The following is a 23434-nucleotide window of genomic DNA, read 5'->3' as shown; positions in this document are numbered from 1 at the left end:
CGCCTTTCGCGTGTTGCTCCTACAGGGGCACGAGCGAGACATTTCTGCACGTATGTAACTGGAGGTTCCAACCATGACCACCTTCGTGGACCGCGTCGAGCTGCATGCCGCCGCGGGTAACGGAGGCCACGGCTGCGCCTCCGTTCACCGTGAGAAGTTCAAGCCGCTCGGCGGCCCGGACGGCGGCAACGGCGGCCGTGGCGGCGATGTGACCCTGATTGTCGACCAGGCCGTCACCACGCTCCTCGACTATCACCACCACCCCCACCGCAAGGCCACCAACGGCCAGCCCGGCGCGGGCGACAACCGCACCGGCAAGGAGGGCCAGGACCTGATCCTGCCCGTGCCGGACGGAACCGTCGTGCTCGACACGGACGGCAACGTGCTCGCCGACCTGGTCGGCCAGGGCACCATGTTCGTCGCCGGCCAGGGCGGCCGCGGCGGCCTCGGCAACGGCGCGCTGGCCTCCGCCCGGCGCAAGGCCCCCGGCTTCGCGCTGCTGGGCGAGCCCGGTGAGAGCCGGGACATCGTCCTGGAGCTGAAGACCGTCGCCGACGTCGCCCTCGTGGGCTACCCGAGCGCCGGCAAGTCCTCACTGATCTCGGTCCTGTCGGCCGCCAAGCCGAAGATCGCCGACTACCCGTTCACGACCCTGGTCCCGAACCTGGGTGTCGTCACCGCGGGCAGCACCGTCTACACCATCGCCGACGTCCCGGGCCTGATCCCGGGCGCCAGCCAGGGCAAGGGCCTCGGCCTGGAGTTCCTGCGGCACGTCGAACGCTGCTCGGTGCTCGTGCACGTACTGGACACGGCGACGCTGGAGTCCGACCGCGACCCGGTCTCCGACCTCGACATGATCGAGGAGGAGCTGAAGCTGTACGGCGGTCTGGAGGACCGGCCCCGCATCGTCGTCCTCAACAAGATCGACATCCCGGACGGCCTGGACCTGGCGGAGATGATCCGTCCGGACCTGGAGGCCCGCGGCTACCGCGTCTTCGAGGTCTCCGCAGTGGCCCGCACCGGGCTCAAGGAGCTCTCCTTCGCACTGGCGGGTGTCATCGCCGAGGCGCGTGCCGCCAAGCCGGTGGAGGAGGCGACCCGTGTCGTCATCCGGCCCAGGGCCGTGGACGACGCCGGTTTCACCGTGGTGCTGGAGGAAGACGGCATCTACCGGGTGCGCGGCGAGAAGCCGGAGCGCTGGGTGCGCCAGACCGACTTCAACAACGACGAGGCCGTCGGCTACCTCGCGGACCGGCTGAACCGGCTGGGTGTCGAGGACGCGCTGCGCAAGGCCGGTGCCCGCGCGGGCGACGGGGTGGCCATCGGGGCCGAGGACAACGCCGTCGTCTTCGACTGGGAGCCGACCGTGACCGCCGGTGCGGAGATGCTCGGCCGCCGTGGCGAGGACCACCGGCTGGAGGAGCCGCGTCCGGCCGCGCAGCGCCGTCGCGACCGCGAGGACGAGCGCGACGACGTCAGCAAGGAGTACCAGGAGTTCGACCCGTTCGCGTGACAACGGGAGACCGGTCACCGGTCCCGGTTTCCCTTCGGGGGAGCCGGGACCGCGTGTTTTCCGGGGCGCCCGGTCAACGGGCGTCCGGTTCCGTCAGGAGCGGCCGGCCCGTCCGAGCGCCTCGGCGGGGGACGGGGCCGGGGTGCGCTCGGCGAGCGGGACGACCGGGAGCAGCGTCTCCTCGCCCAGGAACACCCGGCGCACGACGCGCTCCGCGGCGCGGCCGTCGTCGAAGTCGCAGAAGCGCTCCCGGAACGCCCTGCGCAGCTCTGCCGACGCCTCGCTCCGCCACTCCTGGGACCCCAGCACCGAGACGAGCTGGTCCTGGCTGGTCGCCACGGCGCCCGGGGGCTCGGCCATCAGGTCGAAGTAGGTGCCGCGCACGACGCGGTAGGTGTTCCAGTCGTCGGCGTAGATCACGATCGGCCGGTCCAGGTTGGCGTAGTCGAACATCGCCGAGGAGTAGTCCGTGACGAGGGCGTCCGCCGCGAGGTAGAGCTGCTCGACGTTCCCGTGCGCGGAGACGTCGATGATCCGGCCGCTGGCCTGGAGATCGGCGAGCCGGCCCGTCGGCTTGTAGAAGTAGTGGCCGCGCACCAGCAGGGTGACGTCGGGACCCAGCTCCTCGGCCAGCCTCGGCAGGTCGAGCCGCGGGGTGAAGGACTTCTGGTACTCGCGGTGGGTCGGCGCGTAGAGGAAGGCCGTCGAGCCGTCCGCCAGGCCGAGGTCGTGCCGGGCCCGCGAGACGTCCGCCGCGGTGGCGTTGAGCAGTACGTCGTTGCGCGGGTATCCGGTCTCCAGCGAGGTGTACCGGCAGGGGTACACCCGCTCCCACACGGTGGTGGAGAAGCGGTTGGCGGACAGGCTGTAGTCCCAGCGGTCGCACCGGCTGAGCAGCTTCTCCATGTCCATGCTGGTGGACGCGGGGTAGTCGGCCTGGTCGAGCCCCATCGTCTTCAGCGGGGTGCCGTGGTGGGTCTGCAGATGGATCTGGCCCTCGCGCTTGACGACGGTGTCGCCGAAGTTCACGTTGTTCGTCAGGTACTTCGCACGGGCCATCACCGACCAGTACTCGCGGGACCCGACGAGCACGGTCTCGACGCCCTTGGGCACCCGGTCGCGGTGCTCGGACCTGACCGCCCAGACCCGGCGCATGCCCGGGGCCAGCCGGCCCAGCTCCGCCTCGATGGCCGCGGGGCTGCAGGAGTAGCCGCGGCCCCAGTACGCGGAGAACACCGCGAGGTTGTCGTCCAGCGGCATGCGCAGCTGGGACTTGTAGAACATTCCCAGGGCGGCGCGCTTGGCCCGGCCGACGCGGGCCCTGCCGCCGAGCCTGGCCCGGTTGCGCACGTTGTTGACCCGGGTCACGCCGACCAGTGCGGAGTAGGAATCGAGGCTCAGCAGCGCGTATTTGTAGCCCCGGCCGCCCAGCGGCCGCTGGAAGTCCTCCGGAAGGCGGCTCCGGTAGTCCTTGGCCGCGCGGTGGAAGAACTCGGCCCGTGCGTTCTGCGGAAGCCGGCCGGGCTTTTCCAGGACGGTCAGAAAGTGGTCGACCATTTTCCTGAAGAGCGCCGGACGCCAGGAATCGAGATCCGGCCGCGAGTCCAGATAGGCGAAAACACGGTCGTACTGATCGAAGACATCGAAATGCTTGCGGCTGACCGTGCGGAGAATGTTCCCGCCCTCACGCCGCTGCCGGTACAGCACGCAGGAGCGGTCGAGGACGGCGATGCTCTGCGCCGAGATCAGCGAGGAGTACGTCCACGGCGCGTCCTCGTAGTAACCGGGCGGGAACCGGAAGCCGTGCCGGGTGACGAAATCGCGGCGGTAGGCCTTGTTCCACACGATCTGCAGCAGATCCAGCAACTGCGGCCGGTCGGCCAGTGCGAAGACGGCGGGACCGCTCTCGTCCAGCAGCTCCGCGCGCTTGTTGCGCAGCAGCCGCCCGTCCCAGTAGGTGCGGGTGTAGTCATAGATCAGGACGTCGGGGTCGTCCGTCGCGTCGAGGCGCGCCGCGATGGCCGACAGCGATCCCGGGGCCAGGGTGTCGTCGCTGTCGAGGAAGAGCAGATAGTCGCCGGTCGCCTCGTCGATACCTGCGTTGCGCGCGCGTCCCAGCCCCACGTTCTCGGTGAGGTGGAGCACACGGATGCGGGCGTCGCGTTCCGCGTATGTGTCGAGGATCGCGCCGGAGCCGTCCGGCGAGCAGTCGTCGACGCCGATGATCTCGAAGTCGGTGAAGTCCTGCTGGAGCACGGAGTCGAGACACTCCCCGATGTACCCCTGCACGTTGTACGCAGGCACGATGAGTGTCAGTCGAGGCATCGTCCACCAGTCCAGAGAGCTGTCCGAGGGTCTGTGCGAGGGGCGCGGTGCGCACCGCTGAACAGTGAGGTGACGTCCAGCACCCGGACAGCGTAATTGATTGCTGTCAGCCCCCTTTGCGTGGCAAGGCCCGATCCGCCGGTCCGACTTTATGTGCACGTAGAGTGAAGCGGACGGGTAAGACCTCGGACAGGGAGACGCACGACATGACCTGGATGGTTACGGGCGGGGCGGGATACATCGGTGCACACGTCGTGCGCGCGATGCTCGCGGGCGGTCAGCAGGTCGTCGTGTACGACGACCTGTCGACCGGGAGCGCCGACAAGGTGCCCGACGGGGTGCCCCTGGTGACCGGCAGCGTGCTCGACCGTCAGGCACTCGACGCCGCCATCCGCGAGCACGGTGTGACCGGTGTGGTGCACATCGCGGGCAAGAAGCAGGTGGGGGAGTCCGTCGAGCGCCCCCTCCACTACTACCGGGAGAACGTGACGGGACTGGAGGTGCTGCTGGAGAGCATGGTCGACGCGGGTGTCGACCGGCTGGTGTTCTCCTCCTCCGCCGCCGTCTACGGCATGCCCGATGTCGTCCTCGTCACCGAGGACACCCCCTGCGCGCCGATGAGCCCGTACGGCGAGACCAAGCTCGTCGGCGAGTGGCTGATCCACGCCGCCGCCCGCGCCCACGGCCTGCGCTGCGCCTCGCTCCGCTACTTCAACGTCGCCGGTGCGGCGTCGCCCGAGCTGGCCGACGCCGGGGTGTTCAACCTCATCCCGATGGTCTTCGAGCGCCTTGAGGCCGGCGAGGGCCCGCGGATCTTCGGCGACGACTACGCGACGCCGGACGGCACCTGCGTCCGCGACTACATCCACGTCGAGGACATCGCCTCCGCCCACCTCGCGGCCGCGCGCCGGCTCGACGACGCGGAGCGCGGCACGGATCTCACGCTCAACATCGGACGCGGTGAGGGCAGTTCCGTACGGGAGATGGTCGACCGGATCCTCAAGGTGACGGACAACGGGGATGTCGTCCCCGAGGTGACCGCCCGCCGCGCCGGTGACCCCGCACGGGTGGTCGCGGGCGCCGACCGGATCCGTGCGGAGCTGGGCTGGTCGGCCCGGTACGGCGTGGACGAGATGATCGACTCCGCCTGGCAGGGCTGGCGCCACCGCCACCCGTAGAGCCTGTACGGCCGAGGCCCGGCGCCCCCTCCCTCGCGAAGTGGTGCCGGGCCTCGGCCGTGTCCGGGGCTATCCCTCGGGCGCCGGCTCCAGCTGTTCCTCGCCCGCCGCCACGGCCTCCTCCAGCGCTCCGCGCTGGGACGGGATCGCCGGGAGCAGCCGGTTCGACATCCGTACGCGGTGCTCGTCCGCGACCTCGCACAGCCCGAGCGCCGCCTCGCCGAAGCGTGCCTGGGACGGCGGGTCCGAGGGGCCGAGGAGATGGAGCTTCAGACCGGCGCGGGCCGCGGCCAGCCTGTCGTGCGCGGGGTGACGCACCGAGTCGAGGAGCACGGCGACCCCGGCCCCGTCCGGCGTCAGGATCGTCGCCGCGCGGACCGTCGGGAACGCGTCGCGGAACAGCTCCTCGGGCAGGTCGCTGGTGTTCGCGACGGCGTACGGCTTCTCGCCCGCCAGGTAGTCCGTGACCACGCTCGACACATCGCTGATCAGCAGGTCCGCCTCGTTGAAGCAGGAGTACAGCGCGGGCTGCGGGGCCGTGATGACCTGGTGCTCCGCGGCGGGCAGCGACGCCCAGTGGGCGGCCTCCCAGGCCGCGGTCGCCGCGGCGACGGCCTCGGCCCGGCCGGGCTCCGGTGTGCCCTGCACCAGCATGCGTTCCGCGTCGTCCGCGTCGTCCCGGAACGTGGCGGCGGTCAGCGCGTCCAGCTGCGCGGTCCGGCGGGCCAGCTCAGCAGCGGCCCGCGGACCGGGGCGCGGGGCGGTGCGCCCGCGGTTGGCCTCGTGGATCAGGGCCTGGATGCGTTCGTCGGCGGCGCCGGCCAGGGGATCGACCGAGCCGGTCATCGGGTGCGGCTTGTAGAGCAGCCGGACGCCCGGGTCGGCGAGCAGGGCCCGGACGATGTTCTCGCCGGCCAGGACGACCGACGTGTTCCCCGGATTGCCGTCCCAGCCCTCCCAGGTGGGGGCGTAGAGCACGGTCGTGCACGCACCGGTGGGCGGGCCCGCGTACGGGGTGATCCCAGCGAGCTGGGGGCGGCCGATCTCCACCACGTCGCGGTCCTCGATGCCGACGTCGGCCAGCGCGTAGCGTTCGCGCGCCGCCGGTCCGGCGACCCACACCTCGTCGTACGCCTTCGCGTACGGATTGCAGCTGGAGAGCTTGTCGCTCTCGCCGTGATTGACGAAGGCGTGCTTGATCGACGGTATCCGCAGGATCTGCGAGGTCTTGCCGGAGTTCGCGGGGTGGATCAGCAGCTTCAGAGACGACTGCTCCAGGCGGAGCAGCTGGGAGACCTTCGGGATGCACACGATGGGGATGTCCGTGGCGCCGATCCGCTGCATCATGAAGCGCTCGCGCAGCACGATCACCGGGCGGCCGTCGAGTTCGGCCAGCGCGTCGAGCCACATGTTGGCCTGGTACGCGGACGAGATGCCGCCGGAGAAGTACATGCCGACGCTCGGCCGGTAGTCGGCCAGCCAGCCGTCGAACCAGTCCAGCACCTCCTCGGGCGGCACGGGGCGGCGGCGCACCAGACTCCGCACCAGCCCGGCCAGCGAGACGGCGGCGAGGGCGACCGACAGCGCGATGCCGGCCGCGGCGAACTCCGGCTCGTCGTTCGCCGCAGTCACCAGCAGGCCCGCGGTCGCGGGCAGCCCGAACAGCAGCAGGCGCGGCCCGTGCCGGCGCATCAGCAGGGCCGGGGGAGCCGGGGTGATGCCCAGGGCGGAGGCGTCGATATTGCGGGTGAGCAGCGGCAGGGTCCGCATCCCGCGCACCCGGATCGCCGCCGCGTGGCCGGCGAGGTGGAGCGCGTAGAAGAGGAGCAGGCCGAGGACGAGCGGGAGATAGACCGTCTCCCGGTAGTTCCCGCCCAGCCGGAGCAGCCCCACGATCAGCAGGAAGTCACAGGTCAGCCGGCGGACCATGACATCGGCCCGGACCTTGGCGAGCAGGGAGACCTGGCCGGGCTGCCATCGGTGCAGGGCGGCCTCGGCCAGCAGGTTGGCGGCCGTCGCCGTGATGAGCAGTGCGAGGTGGGGAACAGCTGCCGCGGCTGCCTGGGCGGCGAAGGACGCGGCCAGTACGGCAACGGGGAGAGCCTTCGCGGCGTACCGCAGGAGCGGGGGGAGTGGTTGCACTGGGGGACTCCAAAGAGCGCGAGGCTCGCGTGCGCGGTCGGGCCGCGCAAGGCGCGTCGGCGCGGCCGGGACCCGGCCCCGGACCGGCCGCCCGGTGGGCGTGGGGTTCAGGGGCCCACCATATGGAAGTCGGCCCGTCCGTTCATGAGATGAATGTGAAAGATTGGTGAGAACTGCAGGTGCGGGCGCAACCAAGTTCCGAGTTCGTGAATTGGCAGGATCTGTTCCCGAAAGTGCGGATTATGCTGCACCGGCTGTCGGTTCATCGCATCGGATCAAGGCAAACCGGCGTCTCCCTTATCAGTTCGAGGTGACCGGCAGGTGTCTCCGCGTCCCGGAACCGGGAGTGCGAGAAAAGGCGGCATGCGGTTACGGGCCGCCGCCGCTTTTCGTCCGGATGTGTCGGTAAAGGGCCGAGAGGGCTGTTTCACCGCAGATGGGACAGCGAATCTCAGTATGGTCGCCCAACAGGTCGCAGCTGCGACAGGACCGCCATCTCATCGTGGGGGCACAAACAGTGAAGGCTCTCGTACTTTCCGGTGGGGCAGGCACCCGGCTCCGTCCCATCACCCACACCTCGGCCAAACAACTGGTCCCGGTGGCGAACAAACCGGTGCTGTTCTACGGCCTGGAGGCCATCGCGGAAGCGGGTATCACCGAGGTCGGCATCATCGTGGGCGACACCGAGGAGGAGATCCGCGCGGCGGTCGGGGACGGCTCCCGGTTCGGCATCGACGTCACCTACATCCCGCAGTCCGAGCCGCTCGGCCTCGCGCACGCGGTCCTGATCGCCCAGCGCTTCCTGGGCGACGAGGACTTCGTCATGTACCTCGGGGACAACTTCATCATCGGCGGGATCGCCGGTCTGGTCGAGGGATTCCGGGCGGACCGGCCCGATGCCCAGATCCTGCTGACCCAGGTGCCCGACCCGACCTCGTTCGGCGTCGCGGAGCTCGACGGGGACGGGCGGGTGGTGGCCCTGGAGGAGAAGCCCAGGGAGCCCAAGAGCGATCTGGCGCTCGTCGGTGTCTACCTCTTCACCCGGGTCATCCACGAGGCGGTCCGCTCCATCCGCCCGTCCTGGCGCGGCGAGCTGGAGATCACCCACGCCATCCAGTGGCTGATCGACCAGGAGCGCGACGTCCGCTCCACCATGATCCGCGGGTACTGGAAGGACACCGGTAACGTCACCGACATGCTGGAGGTCAACCGGACCGTTCTGGAGAGCATCGAACCGTCCACCGAGGGCGCCCACGTCGACGACGAGAGCGAGATCATCGGCCGGGTGCGGATCGAGCAGGGTGCCCGGGTCACCCGCAGCCGGATCGTCGGCCCCGCCATCATCGGCGCCCGCTCGGTGATCAGCGACGCCTATGTCGGACCGTTCACCTCGGTCGCCCAGGAGTGCCGGATCGAGGACAGCGAGATCGAGTACTCCATCGTCCTGCGGGGCGCCTCGATCGACGGCGTCCGCCGCGTGGAGGCCTCCCTCATCGGCCACGAGGTCGAGGTGACCCCCGCGCCCCGGAGCCCCTCCGCCCACCGTCTCGTCCTCGGCGACCACAGCAAGGTACAGATCTCCTCATGACGAACCGCATCCTGGTGACCGGCGGTGCCGGATTCATCGGCTCGCACTACGTCCGTACGCTGCTGGGCCCGGACGGTCCCGGTGACGTGGCCGTCACCGTGCTCGACAAGCTCACCTACGCGGGCAACCCGGCCAACCTCGACGAGGTCCGCGACCACCCGGGCTTCTCGTTCGTGCGGGGCGACATCTGTGACGCCGAGCTGGTCGGCGGCCTGATGGCCGGGCACGACCAGGTGGTGCACTTCGCCGCCGAATCGCATGTGGACCGCTCCATCGACGGCGGCGCCGCCTTCGTCCGCACCAACGTCATGGGAACCCACACCCTCGTCCACGCCGCGCACCTGGCGGGCGTCCGGACCTTCGTGCACATCTCCACCGACGAGGTCTACGGATCGATCGACGAGGGCTCCTGGACCGAGCGCGAACCCCTCGCACCCAACTCCCCGTACTCCGCCTCCAAGGCGTCGAGCGACCTGATCGCGCTCTCGTACCACCGCACCCACGGACTCGACGTGCGGGTGACCCGCTGCTCCAACAACTACGGGCACCACCACTTCCCCGAGAAGGTCATCCCGCTGTTCGTCACCCACCTCCTCCAGGGCCGGCCGGTCCCACTGTACGGCGACGGCGCCCACGTCCGCGACTGGCTGCACATCGACGACCACGTCCAGGGCATCGAGCTCGTCCGCACCCGGGGACGGGCGGGCGAGGTCTACAACATCGGCGGCGGCACCGAGCTCTCCAACAAGGAACTCACCGGACTGCTGCTGGAGGCCTGCGGCGCCGACTGGGACGCCGACGTCACCTACGTCGAGGACCGCAAGGGCCACGACCGGCGCTACTCCGTGGACTGCGCCAAGATCCGCGAGGAGCTCGGTTACGCACCGCGCAAGGACTTCCGCAGAGGCCTCGATGAGACCGTGCGGTGGTACCGCGAGAACAGCGCATGGTGGGAGCCCCTCAAGGAGAGGGCCGCGCTGTGAGCCCGGTCTGGCTGGTCACCGGGGCGGCCGGAATGCTCGCACAGGACCTGCTGGCGGCCCTCGCCCGCCAGGACGTCACCCCCGTCGCGGCGGACCGCACGGCCCTGGACATCGCCGACCCGGCCCGCGTCCGGGAGGCCTTCGCCGCCCACCGCCCCGCGGTCGTGGTCAACTGCGCGGCCTGGACCGCCGTCGACGAAGCGGAGAGCCAGGAGGACGCGGCCCTGCGGGTCAACGGCACCGGGCCCGCCGTCCTCGCCGCGGCCTGCCGCGAGCACGGCGCCGTCCTCCTCCACGTCTCCACCGACTACGTCTTCGCCGGGGACGGCGGCCGGCCGTACGGCGAGGACGCGCCCACCGGCCCGCGCACCGCCTACGGACGCACCAAGCTGGCGGGCGAACGCGCCGTCCTGGAGACCCTCCCCGACACCGGCTACGTGGTGCGCACCGCCTGGCTGTACGGGGCGGGCGGCGGCAACTTCGTCCGCACGATGATCAGGCTGGAGGGCGTCAAGGACACCCTCGACGTGGTGGACGACCAGCGCGGCCAGCCCACCTGGACCGTCGACCTGGCGGGCCGCCTGGTCCGGCTCGGCCGGGCCGCGCTCGACGGCACCGCCCCGGCCGGCGTCTACCACGGCACCAGCGGCGGCGAGACGACCTGGTGCGGCTTCACCAGGGAGATCTTCCGGCTGCTGGGCGCCGACCCGGCACGGGTCCGCCCGACCACCAGCGCGGCCTTCGTACGGCCCGCCCCCCGCCCGGTGTTCAGCGTGCTCGCGCAGAGGCGCTTCGCGGCGGCCGGGATCGAACCCATCCGGGACTGGCGCACCGCCCTGGGCGAGGCGTTCCCGTCCCTGCTCGCCGCGGAACGCCCCTGATCAGCGCCCGGCCCTGAGCAGCGCCGGTTCGCCCGCCCGCATCCCGGCGGGCGGCGGACCGGTCGTCCGCAGCCGCGCGTAGTACGCCTCGCACTCCGCGTACGAGGGAAGCAGCCCCCGCTCCTCGGCCTCGGCCAGCGAAGGGGCCGCCGCGTCCTTCCCGGACAGCAGCGGGGCGATGTCCCGCGGCCACTCGATGCCCAGCTCCGCGTCGAACGGATCGATGCCGTGCTCACGCGTGGGCGCGTACTCCTGCGAGCAGAGGTACAGGACGCACGCGTCGTCCGTCAGCGCCATGAAGGCGTGGCCGAGCCCCTCGGCGAGATACACCGCCCGGTGACCGCTGTCGTCGAGACGGACCCCCTCCCACCGCTTGTACGTGGGCGAGCCGGCCCGGATGTCCACGATCACGTCGAGCACCGCGCCGCGCACGCACTTCACGTACTTCGCCTGGCCCGGCGGCACATCGGCGAAGTGGATCCCGCGCAGCGTGCCCAGGGCCGAACTGGAGAAGTTGGCCTGCGCGAGCCCCAGCGGGTGCCCCTGCGCCGCATCGAGATCCGAGGCCCTGAACCACTCGTGGAAGCTGCCGCGGCTGTCCGTGATGACCTCGGGCTCGTGCACCCAGGCCCCTGGAATGGAGAGCTGGCGCATGCGATCACGTCCTTCTTCCTGGAGATTCCCGGCTTCCGTCGGCACTGATGCCGATATCCGCTGCAACGAGACGCGGCGCACTGCGGACACGGAGCGGCACGGATCCGGATGAACCGGGGTCCACGGGGCGGAATGCCCACGCACCGATTCCGGCGCTCGCGTAGATTGCGGATTCCGCTCATCGAGGCCGATCACGGGGGACACGCGTGTCAGGGGCAAGGCAGGGCGTCACGGACGCCCGCAGGATCGTGGTCAAGGTCGGTTCCTCCTCCCTCACCACAGCCACCGGCGGCCTCGACGCCGACCGCGTCGACGCGCTCGTCGATGTGCTCGCCAAGGTGCGCGGCGGCGGTGAGCGGGAGGTCGTCCTCGTCTCCAGCGGCGCCATCGCGGCCGGGCTCGCCCCGCTCGGACTGCACCGCAGGCCCAAGGACCTGGCCAGGCAGCAGGCCGCCGCCAGCGTCGGCCAGGGGCTGCTCGTCGCCCGCTACACCGCCTCCTTCGCCCGCTACGGCGTCCGCGTCGGCCAGGTGCTGCTCACCAGCAACGACACCAGCCGCCGCGCGAACTACCGCAACGCCTACCGCACCCTGGACCAGCTCCTGGACATGGGCGCGCTGCCGGTCGTCAACGAGAACGACACCGTCGCCACCGACGAGATCCGGTTCGGGGACAACGACCGGCTCGCGGCGCTCGTCGCCCACCTGGTCCGCGCCGATCTGCTGATCCTCCTCTCGGACGTGGACGGCCTCTACGACGGCGACCCGAGCATCCCCGGCACCACCCGCATCGCGGAGATCACCGGCCCCGCCGATCTGGCCGGGGTCAGGATCGGCAGCGCGGGCAAGGCGGGCGTCGGGACCGGCGGCATGGTCACCAAGGTCGAGGCCGCCCGGATCGCCACCGCCGCCGGCGTCCCGGTCGTGCTGACCTCGGCGAGCCACGCGGCGGACGCGCTGTCCGGCCGTGACACCGGTACGTACTTCCACCGCACCGGACGCCGCAGCGCGGACCGGCTGCTGTGGCTCGCCCACGCCTCGACGCCGCAGGGCTCGCTGACCCTGGACGACGGTGCCGTGCAGGCGGTCGTCGAGCGCCACAGCTCGCTGCTGCCGGCCGGGATCGCCGCGGTCGAGGGCGACTTCGCCGCGGGCGACCCGGTGGAACTGCGCGATCTGCGCGGCCGGCCGGTGGCCCGCGGGCTCGTCAACTTCGACGCCAAGGAGATCCCGCAGCTCCTCGGCCGCTCCACCCACGATCTGGCGCGCGAACTGGGCCCCGCCTACGAGCGCGAGGTCGTACACAGGGACGATCTTGTCGTCCTTCACAGTTGACCGGCCCCTGAAACGGCTGAAAGTCCAGCCTTGGGGCAGAGACCTTCACGAAAACCGCCACACGCCGGGCCGCGGACTGGTCCACTTTGTAGCGGGGACACTGCGGGGTACACAGCACAGCAACACATTCAGGAGGCCGCCGGTGAGACGAGCGCGCCCGGGGGCGCCGCCCCGAGGAACGGGTGGCCGCGCCCTGACCAGCGTCGGAGCAGGTGCCGATTTCGACGGGAGGAGGTCCGCGGACCTCAGGGACGAGCGGCCCGCCGGGGCCGAACAGCCGGCGGTGAGCCAGGAGCTCACCCAGTCGAAGCTGTGGCACATCACACTCTGCGTCTCGGGCGCCGAGATTCCGCTGAAGGAGGTCAGACGCGGCCTCGAACAGCTCGCGCACGACCACCCCTTCCTGCTGACCAGCCGGTACGCCAACGACCACGCGGAGATCCGCTATTGGGAAGAGGCCCGCGACCTGCACGACGCGGCGGCGGTCGCCCTGCGGCTGTGGGGCGAGCACCGCTCCAGCGCCGGTCTGCCGCCGTGGGAGATCGTCGGCCTGGAGGTCATCGACCGCGAGACGTACCACCAGCGCATCGCCGAGGGATACGGACCGCCCCCGGCCGCCCCGGTCGGTGTGCACCCGTACTGACCCGGCGGCCGGGGGCGGCCGGCGGCTGTCTCGCATCACGGGATACGTGACGGATGCCCGCAGTGTGCGCACTACTCTGCGGGCATGACCACGCTTTCGCCGTACGACAACATGTCCCCGGTCGCCCAGGCCGCCTACCGCGCACGCTCCGCGGCCGCCGACATCGCGCCGCTTCCCCGTGCGGCGAAGGACGACGCGCTGCTGGCGATCGCGGACGCGCTCGAAGTACGGACGAGCGACATCATCGCGGCCAACGCCGAGGACGTGGCGCGCGCCCGCGAGGCCGGGACCAGTGAGTCGGTCGTCGACCGGCTCACCCTGAACCCCGAGCGGATCCGCGCCATCGCCGCCGATGTGCGGGACGTGGCGGCGCTGCCCGACCCGGTCGGTGAGGTGGTGCGCGGCTCGACGCTCCCCAACGGCATCGATCTGCGCCAGGTCCGGGTACCGCTCGGCGTCGTCGGGATCATCTACGAGGCCCGGCCGAATGTGACGGTGGACGCCGCCGCCCTCTGCCTGAAGTCGGGCAACGCGGTCCTGCTGCGCGGTTCGTCCTCCGCCCACGCGTCCAACCAGGCACTGGTCCGGGTCCTGCGCGACGCGGTCGGCGGCTCCGGCCTGCCGGCCGACGCGGTCCAGCTGGTGCCGGGCGAGAACCGTGACTCCGTACGGGAGCTCATGCGGGCCCGCGGCCTGGTCGACGTGCTCATCCCGCGCGGCGGCGCCTCCCTGATCCGCACCGTCGTCGAGGAGTCCACCGTCCCGGTGATCGAGACCGGTACCGGCAACTGCCATGTGTACGTGGACGCGCGGACCGACCTCGACATGGCCGTCGCCATCCTGGTCAACTCCAAGGCGCAGCGTCCCAGCGTCTGCAACGCGGCCGAGACGCTCCTGGTCCACAAGGACGTCGCCGACGCCTTCCTGCCGCGTGCCCTGGACGCCCTGGCCGAGGCCGGTGTGACCGTGCACGGCGACGAACGGGTCATGGAGCACGCCGAGGGGTCCAAGGCCACGGTGGTGGCGGCGACGCCGGAGGACTGGGAGACCGAGTACCTCTCGTACGACATCGCGGCCGCCGTCGTGGAGTCGCTGGACGCGGCCGTGGCGCACATCCGGCTCTGGTCGTCCGGCCACACCGAGGCGATCGTGACCACCTCGCAGGCAGCGGCCCGCCGTTTCACCCAGTTGGTGGATTCGACGACGGTGACCGTGAACGCTTCGACGCGTTTCACCGACGGCGGCCAGTTCGGTTTCGGCGCCGAGATCGGCATCTCCACGCAGAAGCTGCACGCCAGGGGCCCGATGGGGCTGCCGGAACTGACCTCCACGAAGTACATCGTGACCGGCGACGGCCATGTGAGGTGAGTTCGGGATGCGCCGAATGTGCGGTCTCCCTGCCCAAAACGCCCCTCCGGGGCTAGGCTGAAGCCGTGCCGGACGACGTGGGGGGCAGGCCGTTCCCGAACGGCTGGGAGCCCGACGACGACCGCGGGGGCGCGGACGAGGACTTCGCCTCCGTGGTGTTCGACGAGGACTTCGTACAGGCCGCCGCTTTCCATGAGCCGACCGCTGTCGAGCGGATGTCGGCGGCCGCCGAGGCGCGCGCCGACGCGGAGGCCTTCCGTGCCCGGTCCGGCGGCGGGCCGCTGGACGACGATCTCTACGACGACGGCTACGGGCCGCGCGGCGGGTACGGCCGCGGGAGCGCCTACGACGACCGGCCCGACGCGGACGACGGCGACGACTACTACGACAGCGGCCCCTACGGGCGCCACGGCGGCGCCCTGCGCCCCTATCGGGGAGCCGCCCGCTGGCACCGGCCGGTGGCCTGGCTGCTCGCCCTGGTGATGGGCATCGGCATGGTCGCGCTGGCCTTCAGTGCCGTCTACCGCAACACCTCGGGCGACCGGCAGGACCAGGTCCCGCCGCCGGCCACCACCGGAGTGGACAGCGCCCCGGCGGCCTCCTCCGCGGTCCCGTCGGTCTCGGGCAGCTACCTCCGCCCGGTGGTCTCCGCGGCCCCGCGCACGCCCTGACGCGAACCCGCTCCAGCAGCCCCGTACCCCCGGACAGCCCCGCACCCCCGGACGCACCCCGGCTCTCCCTTGCCGGGCCCCCCGGGGCCGTCCGGGGCCGTCCGGGGCCGTCCGGGGTCGCCCGGCGCCGCCTGCGTCCGCCGCGTGCGTCCCGGCGGAGTCCCGGGGCAGTTCTCGGCCCGCCTCCGCGTTTACGTTCGTCGTAATCGACCTACTCTCAAGGTATGACCCCTCACCTGCTCGAAGAGGGGGCTCCTCACTTGCCCGGACATGCCCCCCGCATGACGGGCAGGCCCTGCCCAGGCCGTCCGGCCGCGGCGGGGGCGCACCGCACCGGCCTCCGGTCGGTGACGTGGAGTCGGGAGAAGCCATGGCAGACCACGGAGATCCCCCCGAAGGCCCGGCGGACAACAGCGGGAACGGCGGCGAGGACGAGTACCGGTCGCTCGTCTTCGACGAGTCCTTCGTCCGGGCCGCCCGGCTTCAGGAGTTCTCCGCCCAGGAGCGCATGGGGGAGCACGCCCGTGCCGTACGGAGCCTGCCGGGCCGGACCCTGCGCACCGGCTCCCGGGCCGCGCTCGCCCTGGTCGTCCTGATAGCCCTCGCCTTCGGCACGGCCGTCTTCATGGGCTTTCGCCACCCCTACCAGGCCCCCGTCGGCAGGCGGGCCGAGCCGCTGCGGATGACCTTCGTCCCCCTGGCGCCGCGCGGCGTCGTACCCGCGGGCACACCGGCCGGCCTGTTCGCGAGCAGCCCCGCCGCCCACTACCCGAAGGGCGGCGAAGGCATCAGTCCTCCGGTGGCCCGGCGGACGGACAACTTCTCGGTGAGCCAGGTGGTCGCCGCCCTGGCCACGGTCAAGAACTATCTGGTGGCCTCCTCGCTCGACCCCGACGTCCTCGGCGGGAACACGGTGCGGCCGGTGGAGTCACTGCTCGACCCGGACCAGACGGCCCAGTTCGAGCGGAGCATGAACGAGCCGTACGACGACGGGCAGCACGCCGCGACCGGCTGGCTCGTGCGATTCGACCCGGCTCAGGTCGCCCCCGCCCCGGAGGTCCGGGTCCGGGGCACGCTGCGGTACGCGGAGGTGGGGTCCGACGCGCTGGAGGTGATGTCGGACCACACCTTCACCTACGCGCTCCGCCCGGCCGTCTCGGGCCCCCAACAGGCCGATGGCGCGTCGCTGTTCACCGTGCGGCGGGAGCTGCGCTTCCGGCTCGACCGGGAGGATCTGCGGCTGGGCCGGCTGGAGGTGCGGACCAGCTACGTCCAGGCCGGGCCGCAGTCCTGCACGGCCGATACCAGCGGTGCGCTGCGACCGCTGCTCGCCGGGCGGCGAGCGGTCTCCCGGGGCCCGGCGGGCACCGACCCGTACGAGACGGACCGGCCCACCGCCGCGCTGTGCGGGACGCTGGAGGTCAGCTCCCTGCCGACCCGGGCTCCGGCGGCCCCTCAGGGTCCTCAGGGCTCCGGGACTCCTGCGAGCCGCCCGTAGCGTCGCCCTTGCCGGTGCCCGCGCCGCTGCCGCTTCCGCCGGTGAACTTGTCACGGAGCTTGCCGCCCAGATCGCCGGCACCGCCCGCGATGTCGCCGACCAGCTTCATCAGCGGGTCCTTGCTGCCGCGCACCGAATCGGCGTAGTGCGAGGCGGATTCCTTGAAGGCGTCCGTGACCGAGGTGTCCTTGTCCTCGTCACGACGCGGGTAGTGCCCGTCCATGATCCGCTGGTAGTCGCGGGTCTCCGACCACTTCTTGAGCTCGGCCGCCCGGACCGTGGTGAACGGGTGCGAACGGGGCAGCACATTGAGAATCTTGAGCACGGAGTCGCGCAGGTCGCCGCCCTTCTCGTACTCGTCGGCCTGGGCGAGGAAGGCGTCCACGTTCATCTCGTGGAGGTGGTTGCCTCCGGCGATCTTCATGAGTCCGCGCATCGAGGCCCGCAGATCCTGGCCGACCAGCAGCCCGGCCCGGTCGGCGGACAGCTCCGACTTGCGGAACCACTCGCGCAGCGCCGTCACGATCGCCATGATCGCGACGTTGCCGAGCGGGATCCAGGCCACCTTCAGGGCGAGATTGGTGAGGAAGAGCAGGATCGTGCGGTACACGGCGTGACCGGAGAGGGCGTGCCCCACCTCGTGGCCGACGACCGCGCGCATCTCCTCCTCGTCGAGCAGCTCCACCAGGCCCGTCGTCACCACGATGATCGGCTCGTCGAGACCGATGCACATGGCGTTGGGCTGCGGGTCCTGGTTCACGTACATCGGCGGGACCTTCTCCAGGTCCAGGATGTAACAGGCGTCCCGCAGCATGCTGTTGAGATGGGCGAACTGGGCGTCGCTCACCCGGACGGAGTCCGACAGGAAGAGCAGTCGCAGACTGCGCTCGGGGAGCAGACCGCTCAGCGCCTTGAAGACGGTGTCGAAACCGCTCAGCTTCCGCAGGGCGACCAGGGCCGAGCGGTCCGCCGGGTGTTCGTACGCCCGGGACGAGATTCCCGGGAAACGCCTGCGCTGCCTGCTCGGCACGTTCTCGTGACTCTCGTGGCTGCTTTCGGTCATGAATAGGCCCCCTGTTCGTACGAGACGTCGCTCGCCCCCTGACAAATCCCAGCCTAGGTGCTGGCGCTACGGTGTGCGGGGGGCTGTGGATAACTGAGGAGACGCCCGACATGCCGCACACCGTTGCTCTGCTCGCCGCCGCATCCGAAGAGCAGGGACCTGGCAACACACTCCGCATCGTGCTGCTCGTCTCGCTCGTCGGAGCCGCACTGCTGGCCTGGTTCCTGCTGCGCGGATACCGCAACGATGACAACAACGACTGAGTCGGCGTGAGCGTGCCCAGGGGTCCCGCATACGATGTCCGCGACGTCTTCCCTCCGCCTCCCGATCGATAGGTCCTGACGAAGATGAGCCTCACGAACACCGCACACCAGCTGGTCACCGTCGCCGCCGAGGGCGCCGAGCACGGCGGCAACCACGAAAGCCTCAACCCGCTCCTCACCGGTGGCGGTGCGCTTGTCGCGCTTCTCCTCCTTCTGTGGATCACCACGCGCTTCAACCGCGACCGCTGAGGCCGAGGCGTACAGCTGTGCCAGTAGGCTCTGCACGCATGGGAGAGCAGGAAGTGCCTACCGGCCCCGGAAAGCGCCGAATCGGCGTGATGGGCGGGACGTTTGACCCGATTCACCATGGACACCTGGTGGCGGCCAGCGAAGTGGCCGCCCAGTTCCGCCTCGACGAGGTGGTCTTCGTGCCGACCGGGCAGCCGTGGCAGAAGAGCCACAAGCAGGTGTCCGCGGCCGAGGACCGGTATCTGATGACGGTCATCGCGACGGCGTCGAACCCGCAGTTCTCGGTCAGCCGGAGCGATATCGACCGCAACGGTCCCACGTACACGATCGACACCCTGCGGGACCTGCGCGCGGTCCACGGGGACGCGGACCTCTTCTTCATCACCGGCGCCGACGCGCTTTCCCAGATCCTCACCTGGCGGGACGCCGACGAGCTGTTCTCGCTGTCCCACTTCATCGGTGTGACGCGGCCGGGGCATGTGCTCACGGACGTCGGTCTGCCGGAGGGCGGTGTCTCTCTCGTGGAGGTTCCCGCGCTGGCGATCTCCTCCACGGACTGCCGTGGGAGGGTCGCCGAGGGCGATCCGGTCTGGTACCTGGTGCCGGACGGTGTGGTCCGCTACATCGACAAGCGCCAGCTTTACCGCGGCGAATGAGCCACGGAGAGGGGCACCGGTGAACGACCGACAGAATCCGTACGACCCGTACTACCAGCAGCCGCAGATCGTCGGCTACGACGAGTACGGGCAGCCGGTGTACCAGCAGCCCGGACAGCAGCAGTACGACCCGTACGGGCAGCAGCAACAGCAGACGCAGCAACAGCAGACGCAGCAACAGCAGACACAGCAACACCTGGGGCAGCAGCCGCCGCCCCAGACGGACCAGGGCTACGGCTACGACCCGTACGCCCAGCAGCAACAGCAACAGCAACAGCAACAGCAACAGCAACAGCACGGGCAGCAGCAGCAACAGGGCCCGCCCCCGCAGCAGTACGACCCGTACGCGGCCCAGCAGCAACAGCCCCAGCAGCACCAGGCCCCGCAGCAGGGTTACGGCTACGACGGCTACGGCTACGACACCGGGCAGCAGCCGGCCGCGGTCGACACCACTCAGCAGCAGTGGAACGTCCCGCAGCAGGCCCCGCCGCCCGCTCCCGCGCCGGCTCCCGCGCCTGTCCCACCGCCGCGGGACCCCGGTCCGGCACCGGACGCGGAGCCGGAGGCGGCCGTCCCCGGGCAGCGCCGCGGTGACCGCGACTACGGCACCGAGCAGTTCTCCTTCATCGAGGAGCCCGATGAGGACTCCGAAGACGTCATCGACTGGCTCAAGTTCACCGAGAGCCGCAGCGAGCGCCGGGAGGAAGCGCGGCGCCGCGGCCACAACCGGATGGTCGCGCTGATTGTCGTGGTGGCCCTGGTCGTGGTCGGCGGCGTCGGTTACCTGTGGTCCGCGGGCAAGCTCCCCGGTTTCTCCGCCTCGGAGAAGGAGGACACCGCGACGACCGGTCCCCAGCGGCGGGACGTCATCGTGGTCCATCTCCACAACACCAAGGGCGGCGGCACGTCCACGGCGCTGCTCGTCGACAACGTCACCACCAAGCAGGGAGCCACGGTCCTGCTACCCAACTCCCTCGCGGTCTCCGACGAGGACGGCAACACGAGCACGCTCGGCAAGTCGGTCGAGGACGACGGCACCACCGGCACCCGGGAGTCCATCGACACGCTGCTCGGCACCGAGATCAGCGGCACCTGGCGGCTCGACACCCCGTATCTGGAGAACCTCGTCGACCTGGTCGGCAACATCGACGTCGACACCGACACCGATGTGCCCGACGCCAAGAAGGGGACCTCGCCCCTGGTGAAGAAGGGGACGGCGCAGACGCTCAGCGGCCCGATGGCCGTCGCGTACGCCACCTACCGCGGCCCCGACGAGGCCGAGGCGAAGCAGCTGATGCGGTTCGGGCAGGTCATGCGCGGAGTGCTGCGGAAGATCTCGGACGATCCGAAGGCCGCCACCGTCACCGTGCAGACACTGGCCCAGATCCTCGACCCCTCGCTCCCCGAGAAGGACCTCGGCGCCTCCCTGGCCAAGCTTGCCGAGCACGCCAAGGTCGGTGACTACAAGACGGCGTTGCTGCCGGTCCAGGAAGACGGCGGCCTCACCGACTCGGCGGCGGACAGCGTGGTCAAGGACATCCTGGGCGGCACGGTCAAGGCTCCGGCGGCGGACGCGGCGGTGCGGGTCGCCATCAGGAACGCCACCGGCAGCGAGCGCGGCACGGAGTCCGCCCGGATCAAGCTGGTCAATGGCGGCTACGCCTTCGTCAACGGCGGGAAGACCAGTGCCGTGGCCTCCTCCGAGATCATCTACAAGGACGCCGCCAACAAGGAGAAGGCGACCCAGGTCGCCAAGACGCTCGACCTGCCGACGAGCGCGGTGAAGAAGGGCAAGCCGACCGGGAACGCGGACGTGTCCGTCGTCATCGGACAGGACTACAAGGTCGACTAGGCAGGCCAGGTCGATGTGATCGGCCGGATCGGCCGGGATCGGTTGTGGGGCGGCTGCGGGATGGTTCCGGAGCTGCCCCACGGCCGTTCCGAGCCGCCCCGCAGCCGTTCCCGAGCTGCCCCGAAGCCGTCCCTGAGCTGTCCCGCAGGCCGTTCCCGACCTGTCCCGCAGGCCGTTCCGGAGTCGCTGAACGCTCTTCGGACAATGGCTGCGTGGGCTGTCGGCGGTCCGTGAGACCCTAGAGGTCGATCTGCCCGCCGACGAAAGCCTGCTTGTGACCGCCACGGACCGCTCCATCGAGCTCATCAACGCCGCCGCTCAGGCGGCCGCCGACCGGCTCGCGCACGACATCATTGCGTACGACGTCAGCGATGTGCTGTCGATCACGGACGCCTTCCTGCTGGCTTCGGCCCCCAACGACCGCCAGGTCAAGTCGATCGTCGACGAGATCGAGGAGCAGCTCCAGAAGGATCTCGGCGTCAAGCCGGTCCGCCGCGAGGGTGACCGCGACGCCCGCTGGATCCTCCTCGACTACGTCGACATCGTCATCCACGTCCAGCACAGCGAGGAGCGCGTTTTCTACGCGCTGGAGCGCCTCTGGAAGGACTGCCCCGAGATCGCTCTGCCCGAGGACGCCGTGAAGACCCGCGGCAAGGCCGAGGAGCACGCACAGCTCACCGGCGGCACGGAAGGTGACCAGAGCTGAACGGCAGCGGAAGCGGCAGGGGCCGCAGGATCGTCCTCTGGCGACACGGCCAGACGGGGTGGAATCTGGAGCGCCGGTTCCAGGGCTCCACGGACATCGAGCTGACCGAGGCCGGCGTCGGACAGGCCCGTCGGGCCGCCCGGCTGCTCGCCTCGCTGAAGCCGGACGCGATCGTCGCCTCCGATCTGCGCAGGGCCGCGGCCACCGCCGCCGAGCTCGCCGCGATCACCGGTCTCGGTATCACGCACGACCCCGGTCTGCGTGAGACCTACGCGGGCGCGTGGCAGGGCCTCACCCACGAGGAGATCGTGGGGCGGTTCGGCGATCAGTACGCGTCCTGGAAGCGCGGCGAGCCGGTGCGGCGCGGCGGCGGCGAGCTGGAGACCGAGGTCGCCGACCGGGCCGCTCCTGTCGTGCTCGCACACGCGGCCAAGCTGCCCGACGAGGGCACGCTCGTCGTCGTCAGTCACGGGGGCACCATCCGGACCACCATCGGCCGGCTGCTGGGCCTGGAGTCACACCACTGGGAAGGGCTCGGCGGGCTGACCAACTGCTGCTGGTCGGTGCTGGGCGAGGGCGCGCGGGGCTGGCGTCTGCTGGAGCACAACGCGGGCACGCTGCCCGAGCCGGTGCTCGGCGACGACGACTGAACCGGCCGTCCGCGCAGTGCCCGGACGGCGCCTTCGGGCGGCGTCGGCCTGATTTCACTTTCAGGCTGGTCACAGGCTAAAGTTCTTCTTGTTCGCAGCGCGGAAACGCAGGGAAACACAGCGGACAGCGGGGCTATAGCTCAGTTGGTAGAGCGCCTGCATGGCATGCAGGAGGTCAGGAGTTCAATTCTCCTTAGCTCCACAATCAGGACAATCAAGATCCCGTCCCCGTCAGGGGGCGGGATCTTTTTGCTGGGCCGGGGTGGGACCGGGCCGCTGGGGCGCGGCGGTGCCGGAGCCGGCGGCCACATCTCGCGGACACACTTCCCGGCGGGCGCGCAGAGCGGCCATCTGCTGTTCGCTCTCCCGGTCGGCCGGCGTGTAGGCGACGATCCGGCACTCCGGCAGCCCGTTGACGGAGAGCGACACCGACGTCATCCGTATCTCGGCGGACGCGGCGCGGTGCCGGAAGGTCTTCACCCGGGGGCCGGGCGGGGCGACGTCCCCGCTGCGCCACAGCCGGGCGAAGTACGGGCTGGCCGCGGAAAGGTCCGCGACGAACGTCTCCCAGGCGGGTTCGCCCGCATGGCGTCCGTAGCCGCCCCGCAGGGTCGCCACCATGAGCGGCAGCTCCCGGGTGCGGTGAACGACCGGGCAGTCCTTCTCGGGGACCGTGAACAGCGCCCACAGCACATTGCGGATCCCGGTGTCCAGCATTTCGGGTACACCGAAGAGATCCCGGTAGGCGGGGTTGGTGGCCAGTACGTCGTACCGCGTGTTGTAGACGACCGCCGGGTGCGGGTCGAGCGCGTCGATGATGCCCTGGACCTCCTGCCCGACCTCGATCGTGTCGCACTGCCTGCCCGGGATGCAGGCCACCTCGGCCAGGTGGTAGAGGTGCTCGCGCTCCGAGGGGTCCAGCCGGAGGGTGCGGGCCACCGCGTCCAGGACCTGCGCGGAGGCGTTGATCGGACGGCCCTGCTCCAGCCAGGTGTACCAGGTGACCCCGACGCCGGAGAGCTGGGCGACCTCCTCGCGGCGCAGGCCAGGGGTGCGGCGCCGGAACCCCGGCGCCATGCCCACGTCGGCCGGTGTCACCCGGGCCCGGCGGCTGCGCAGGAAGTCGGCGAGCTCCGGCCGCCGGCCGTGCTGCGGCCCCCGCCCGGTCCGCCTCGCCCGTTCCCGGAGTACCCGTTTCTGAAGCACCTGTTCCTGAA

The 23434-nt window shown here is 70.8% G+C and carries 21 protein-coding genes and 1 tRNA gene; 17 read left to right on the top strand and 5 right to left on the bottom strand.

Annotated elements, in window-relative coordinates; all coding sequences use genetic code 11:
• The first annotated feature begins 73 nt into the window (after positions 1–73).
• A complete protein-coding gene (obgE, locus tag AB0I52_RS29200) occupies positions 74–1513 on the top strand; it encodes a GTPase ObgE (RefSeq protein WP_363077621.1) in 1440 nt (479 codons plus the stop codon).
• A gap of 93 nt (positions 1514–1606) precedes the next feature.
• Here obgE and AB0I52_RS29195 read toward each other — a convergent pair whose 3' ends face one another.
• Positions 1607–3838, bottom strand: coding sequence for a CDP-glycerol glycerophosphotransferase family protein (locus AB0I52_RS29195; protein ID WP_363077619.1), 2232 nt, complete (start codon positions 3836–3838; stop codon positions 1607–1609).
• A gap of 206 nt (positions 3839–4044) precedes the next feature.
• Here AB0I52_RS29195 and galE point away from each other — a divergent pair, with 206 nt between their 5' ends.
• The gene (galE, locus tag AB0I52_RS29190) at positions 4045–5016 is read left to right on the top strand and encodes a UDP-glucose 4-epimerase GalE (RefSeq protein ID WP_363077617.1); all 972 of its coding nucleotides are present in this window, start codon (positions 4045–4047) and stop codon (positions 5014–5016) included.
• A gap of 69 nt (positions 5017–5085) precedes the next feature.
• On the opposite strand, the gene AB0I52_RS29185 is transcribed toward galE, so the two are convergent.
• Positions 5086–7158, bottom strand: coding sequence for a hypothetical protein (locus tag AB0I52_RS29185; protein ID WP_363077615.1), 2073 nt, complete (start codon positions 7156–7158; stop codon positions 5086–5088).
• A 517-nt stretch (positions 7159–7675) separates the two neighbouring features.
• Between AB0I52_RS29185 and AB0I52_RS29180 the strand changes: the two genes are divergently transcribed.
• Genes AB0I52_RS29180 through rfbD form a run of 3 tightly spaced genes read left to right on the top strand, consistent with a single transcriptional unit; the run spans position 7676 to position 10610 of the window.
• Positions 7676–8746, top strand: coding sequence for a glucose-1-phosphate thymidylyltransferase (locus AB0I52_RS29180; RefSeq protein WP_363077659.1), 1071 nt, complete (start codon positions 7676–7678; stop codon positions 8744–8746).
• Positions 8743–9729 (top strand): dTDP-glucose 4,6-dehydratase, encoded by a 987-nt coding sequence (rfbB, locus tag AB0I52_RS29175; RefSeq protein ID WP_363077613.1) that lies wholly within the window; start codon positions 8743–8745, stop codon positions 9727–9729. The genes AB0I52_RS29180 and rfbB overlap by 4 nt, the downstream gene beginning before the upstream one ends.
• Entirely contained in the window at positions 9693–10610 is a 918-nt protein-coding gene (gene rfbD / locus AB0I52_RS29170; protein ID WP_363077611.1) for a dTDP-4-dehydrorhamnose reductase, read from the top strand. The genes rfbB and rfbD overlap by 37 nt, the downstream gene beginning before the upstream one ends.
• On the opposite strand, the gene rfbC is transcribed toward rfbD, so the two are convergent.
• Positions 10611–11264 (bottom strand): dTDP-4-dehydrorhamnose 3,5-epimerase, encoded by a 654-nt coding sequence (gene rfbC / locus AB0I52_RS29165; protein ID WP_363077609.1) that lies wholly within the window; start codon positions 11262–11264, stop codon positions 10611–10613.
• A gap of 248 nt (positions 11265–11512) precedes the next feature.
• On the opposite strand from rfbC, the gene proB reads away from it, so the two are divergent.
• From proB to AB0I52_RS29140, 5 genes are all read left to right on the top strand, one after another.
• Positions 11513–12598, top strand: coding sequence for a glutamate 5-kinase (gene proB / locus AB0I52_RS29160; protein ID WP_363077657.1), 1086 nt, complete (start codon positions 11513–11515; stop codon positions 12596–12598).
• A 142-nt stretch (positions 12599–12740) separates the two neighbouring features.
• The gene (locus AB0I52_RS29155) at positions 12741–13241 is read left to right on the top strand and encodes a hypothetical protein (RefSeq protein ID WP_363077607.1); all 501 of its coding nucleotides are present in this window, start codon (positions 12741–12743) and stop codon (positions 13239–13241) included.
• Between the two features lie 84 nt (positions 13242–13325).
• Entirely contained in the window at positions 13326–14609 is a 1284-nt protein-coding gene (locus tag AB0I52_RS29150; RefSeq protein ID WP_363077605.1) for a glutamate-5-semialdehyde dehydrogenase, read from the top strand.
• A 65-nt stretch (positions 14610–14674) separates the two neighbouring features.
• Positions 14675–15280, top strand: a complete 606-nt coding sequence (locus AB0I52_RS29145; protein ID WP_363077603.1) for a hypothetical protein — start codon at positions 14675–14677, stop codon at positions 15278–15280.
• A gap of 370 nt (positions 15281–15650) precedes the next feature.
• Positions 15651–16778 (top strand): hypothetical protein, encoded by a 1128-nt coding sequence (locus AB0I52_RS29140; protein WP_363077601.1) that lies wholly within the window; start codon positions 15651–15653, stop codon positions 16776–16778.
• Here AB0I52_RS29140 and AB0I52_RS29135 read toward each other — a convergent pair.
• A complete protein-coding gene (locus AB0I52_RS29135) occupies positions 16702–17841 on the bottom strand; it encodes a M48 family metallopeptidase (RefSeq protein ID WP_363077597.1) in 1140 nt (379 codons plus the stop codon). The genes AB0I52_RS29140 and AB0I52_RS29135 overlap by 77 nt on opposite strands.
• Before the next feature lie 110 nt (positions 17842–17951).
• Here AB0I52_RS29135 and AB0I52_RS29130 point away from each other — a divergent pair, with 110 nt between their 5' ends.
• From AB0I52_RS29130 to AB0I52_RS29100, 7 genes are all read left to right on the top strand, one after another.
• Positions 17952–18104 (top strand): hypothetical protein, encoded by a 153-nt coding sequence (locus AB0I52_RS29130; RefSeq protein ID WP_164494319.1) that lies wholly within the window; start codon positions 17952–17954, stop codon positions 18102–18104.
• Between the two features lie 84 nt (positions 18105–18188).
• Positions 18189–18353 carry a hypothetical protein gene (locus AB0I52_RS29125; RefSeq protein WP_363077595.1) on the top strand — a complete coding sequence of 55 codons (165 nt, stop codon included), beginning with the start codon at positions 18189–18191 and terminating at the stop codon, positions 18351–18353.
• 38 nt (positions 18354–18391) lie between these two features.
• A complete protein-coding gene (gene nadD / locus AB0I52_RS29120) occupies positions 18392–19009 on the top strand; it encodes a nicotinate-nucleotide adenylyltransferase (RefSeq protein ID WP_363031419.1) in 618 nt (205 codons plus the stop codon).
• A gap of 19 nt (positions 19010–19028) precedes the next feature.
• Positions 19029–20861, top strand: coding sequence for an LCP family protein (locus AB0I52_RS29115; RefSeq protein ID WP_363077593.1), 1833 nt, complete (start codon positions 19029–19031; stop codon positions 20859–20861).
• A gap of 274 nt (positions 20862–21135) precedes the next feature.
• On the top strand, positions 21136–21567 hold the full coding sequence (gene rsfS, locus AB0I52_RS29110; protein ID WP_362962578.1) for a ribosome silencing factor: 432 nt from the start codon (positions 21136–21138) through the stop codon (positions 21565–21567).
• Positions 21564–22217, top strand: coding sequence for a histidine phosphatase family protein (locus tag AB0I52_RS29105; protein ID WP_363077655.1), 654 nt, complete (start codon positions 21564–21566; stop codon positions 22215–22217). The genes rsfS and AB0I52_RS29105 overlap by 4 nt, the downstream gene beginning before the upstream one ends.
• Positions 22218–22346: 129 nt before the next feature.
• Positions 22347–22419: transfer RNA gene (locus tag AB0I52_RS29100), tRNA-Ala, on the top strand.
• Positions 22420–22448: 29 nt separating this feature from the next.
• Here the strand turns inward: AB0I52_RS29100 and AB0I52_RS29095 are convergent.
• Complete coding sequence (locus tag AB0I52_RS29095) at positions 22449–23315, bottom strand: helix-turn-helix transcriptional regulator (protein WP_363077653.1); 867 nt, start codon at positions 23313–23315, stop codon at positions 22449–22451.
• Positions 23316–23434 lie beyond the last annotated feature (119 nt).

This window comes from Streptomyces sp. NPDC050423 (assembly GCF_040655445.1).
Classification (GTDB): Bacteria; Actinomycetota; Actinomycetes; order Streptomycetales; family Streptomycetaceae; genus Streptomyces.
Note: the sequence above shows the minus strand (reverse complement) of the source record. Positions and strands in the feature narration are given on the sequence as shown.

What these genes read in the sequence shown, in the direction of transcription:
- obgE (WP_363077621.1), top strand. Translation starts at nt 74, where the DNA reads ATGACCACCTTCGTGGACCGCGTCGAGCTGCATGCCGCCGCGGGTAAC.
- AB0I52_RS29195 (WP_363077619.1), bottom strand. Translation starts at nt 3,838, where the DNA reads ATGCCTCGACTGACACTCATCGTGCCTGCGTACAACGTGCAGGGGTAC.
- galE (WP_363077617.1), top strand. Translation starts at nt 4,045, where the DNA reads ATGACCTGGATGGTTACGGGCGGGGCGGGATACATCGGTGCACACGTC.
- rfbB (WP_363077613.1), top strand. Translation starts at nt 8,743, where the DNA reads ATGACGAACCGCATCCTGGTGACCGGCGGTGCCGGATTCATCGGCTCG.
- rfbD (WP_363077611.1), top strand. Translation starts at nt 9,693, where the DNA reads ATGGTGGGAGCCCCTCAAGGAGAGGGCCGCGCTGTGAGCCCGGTCTGG.
- rfbC (WP_363077609.1), bottom strand. Translation starts at nt 11,264, where the DNA reads ATGCGCCAGCTCTCCATTCCAGGGGCCTGGGTGCACGAGCCCGAGGTC.
- AB0I52_RS29150 (WP_363077605.1), top strand. Translation starts at nt 13,326, where the DNA reads ATGACCACGCTTTCGCCGTACGACAACATGTCCCCGGTCGCCCAGGCC.
- AB0I52_RS29140 (WP_363077601.1), top strand. Translation starts at nt 15,651, where the DNA reads ATGGCAGACCACGGAGATCCCCCCGAAGGCCCGGCGGACAACAGCGGG.
- AB0I52_RS29135 (WP_363077597.1), bottom strand. Translation starts at nt 17,841, where the DNA reads ATGACCGAAAGCAGCCACGAGAGTCACGAGAACGTGCCGAGCAGGCAG.
- AB0I52_RS29130 (WP_164494319.1), top strand. Translation starts at nt 17,952, where the DNA reads ATGCCGCACACCGTTGCTCTGCTCGCCGCCGCATCCGAAGAGCAGGGA.
- AB0I52_RS29125 (WP_363077595.1), top strand. Translation starts at nt 18,189, where the DNA reads ATGAGCCTCACGAACACCGCACACCAGCTGGTCACCGTCGCCGCCGAG.
- nadD (WP_363031419.1), top strand. Translation starts at nt 18,392, where the DNA reads ATGGGAGAGCAGGAAGTGCCTACCGGCCCCGGAAAGCGCCGAATCGGC.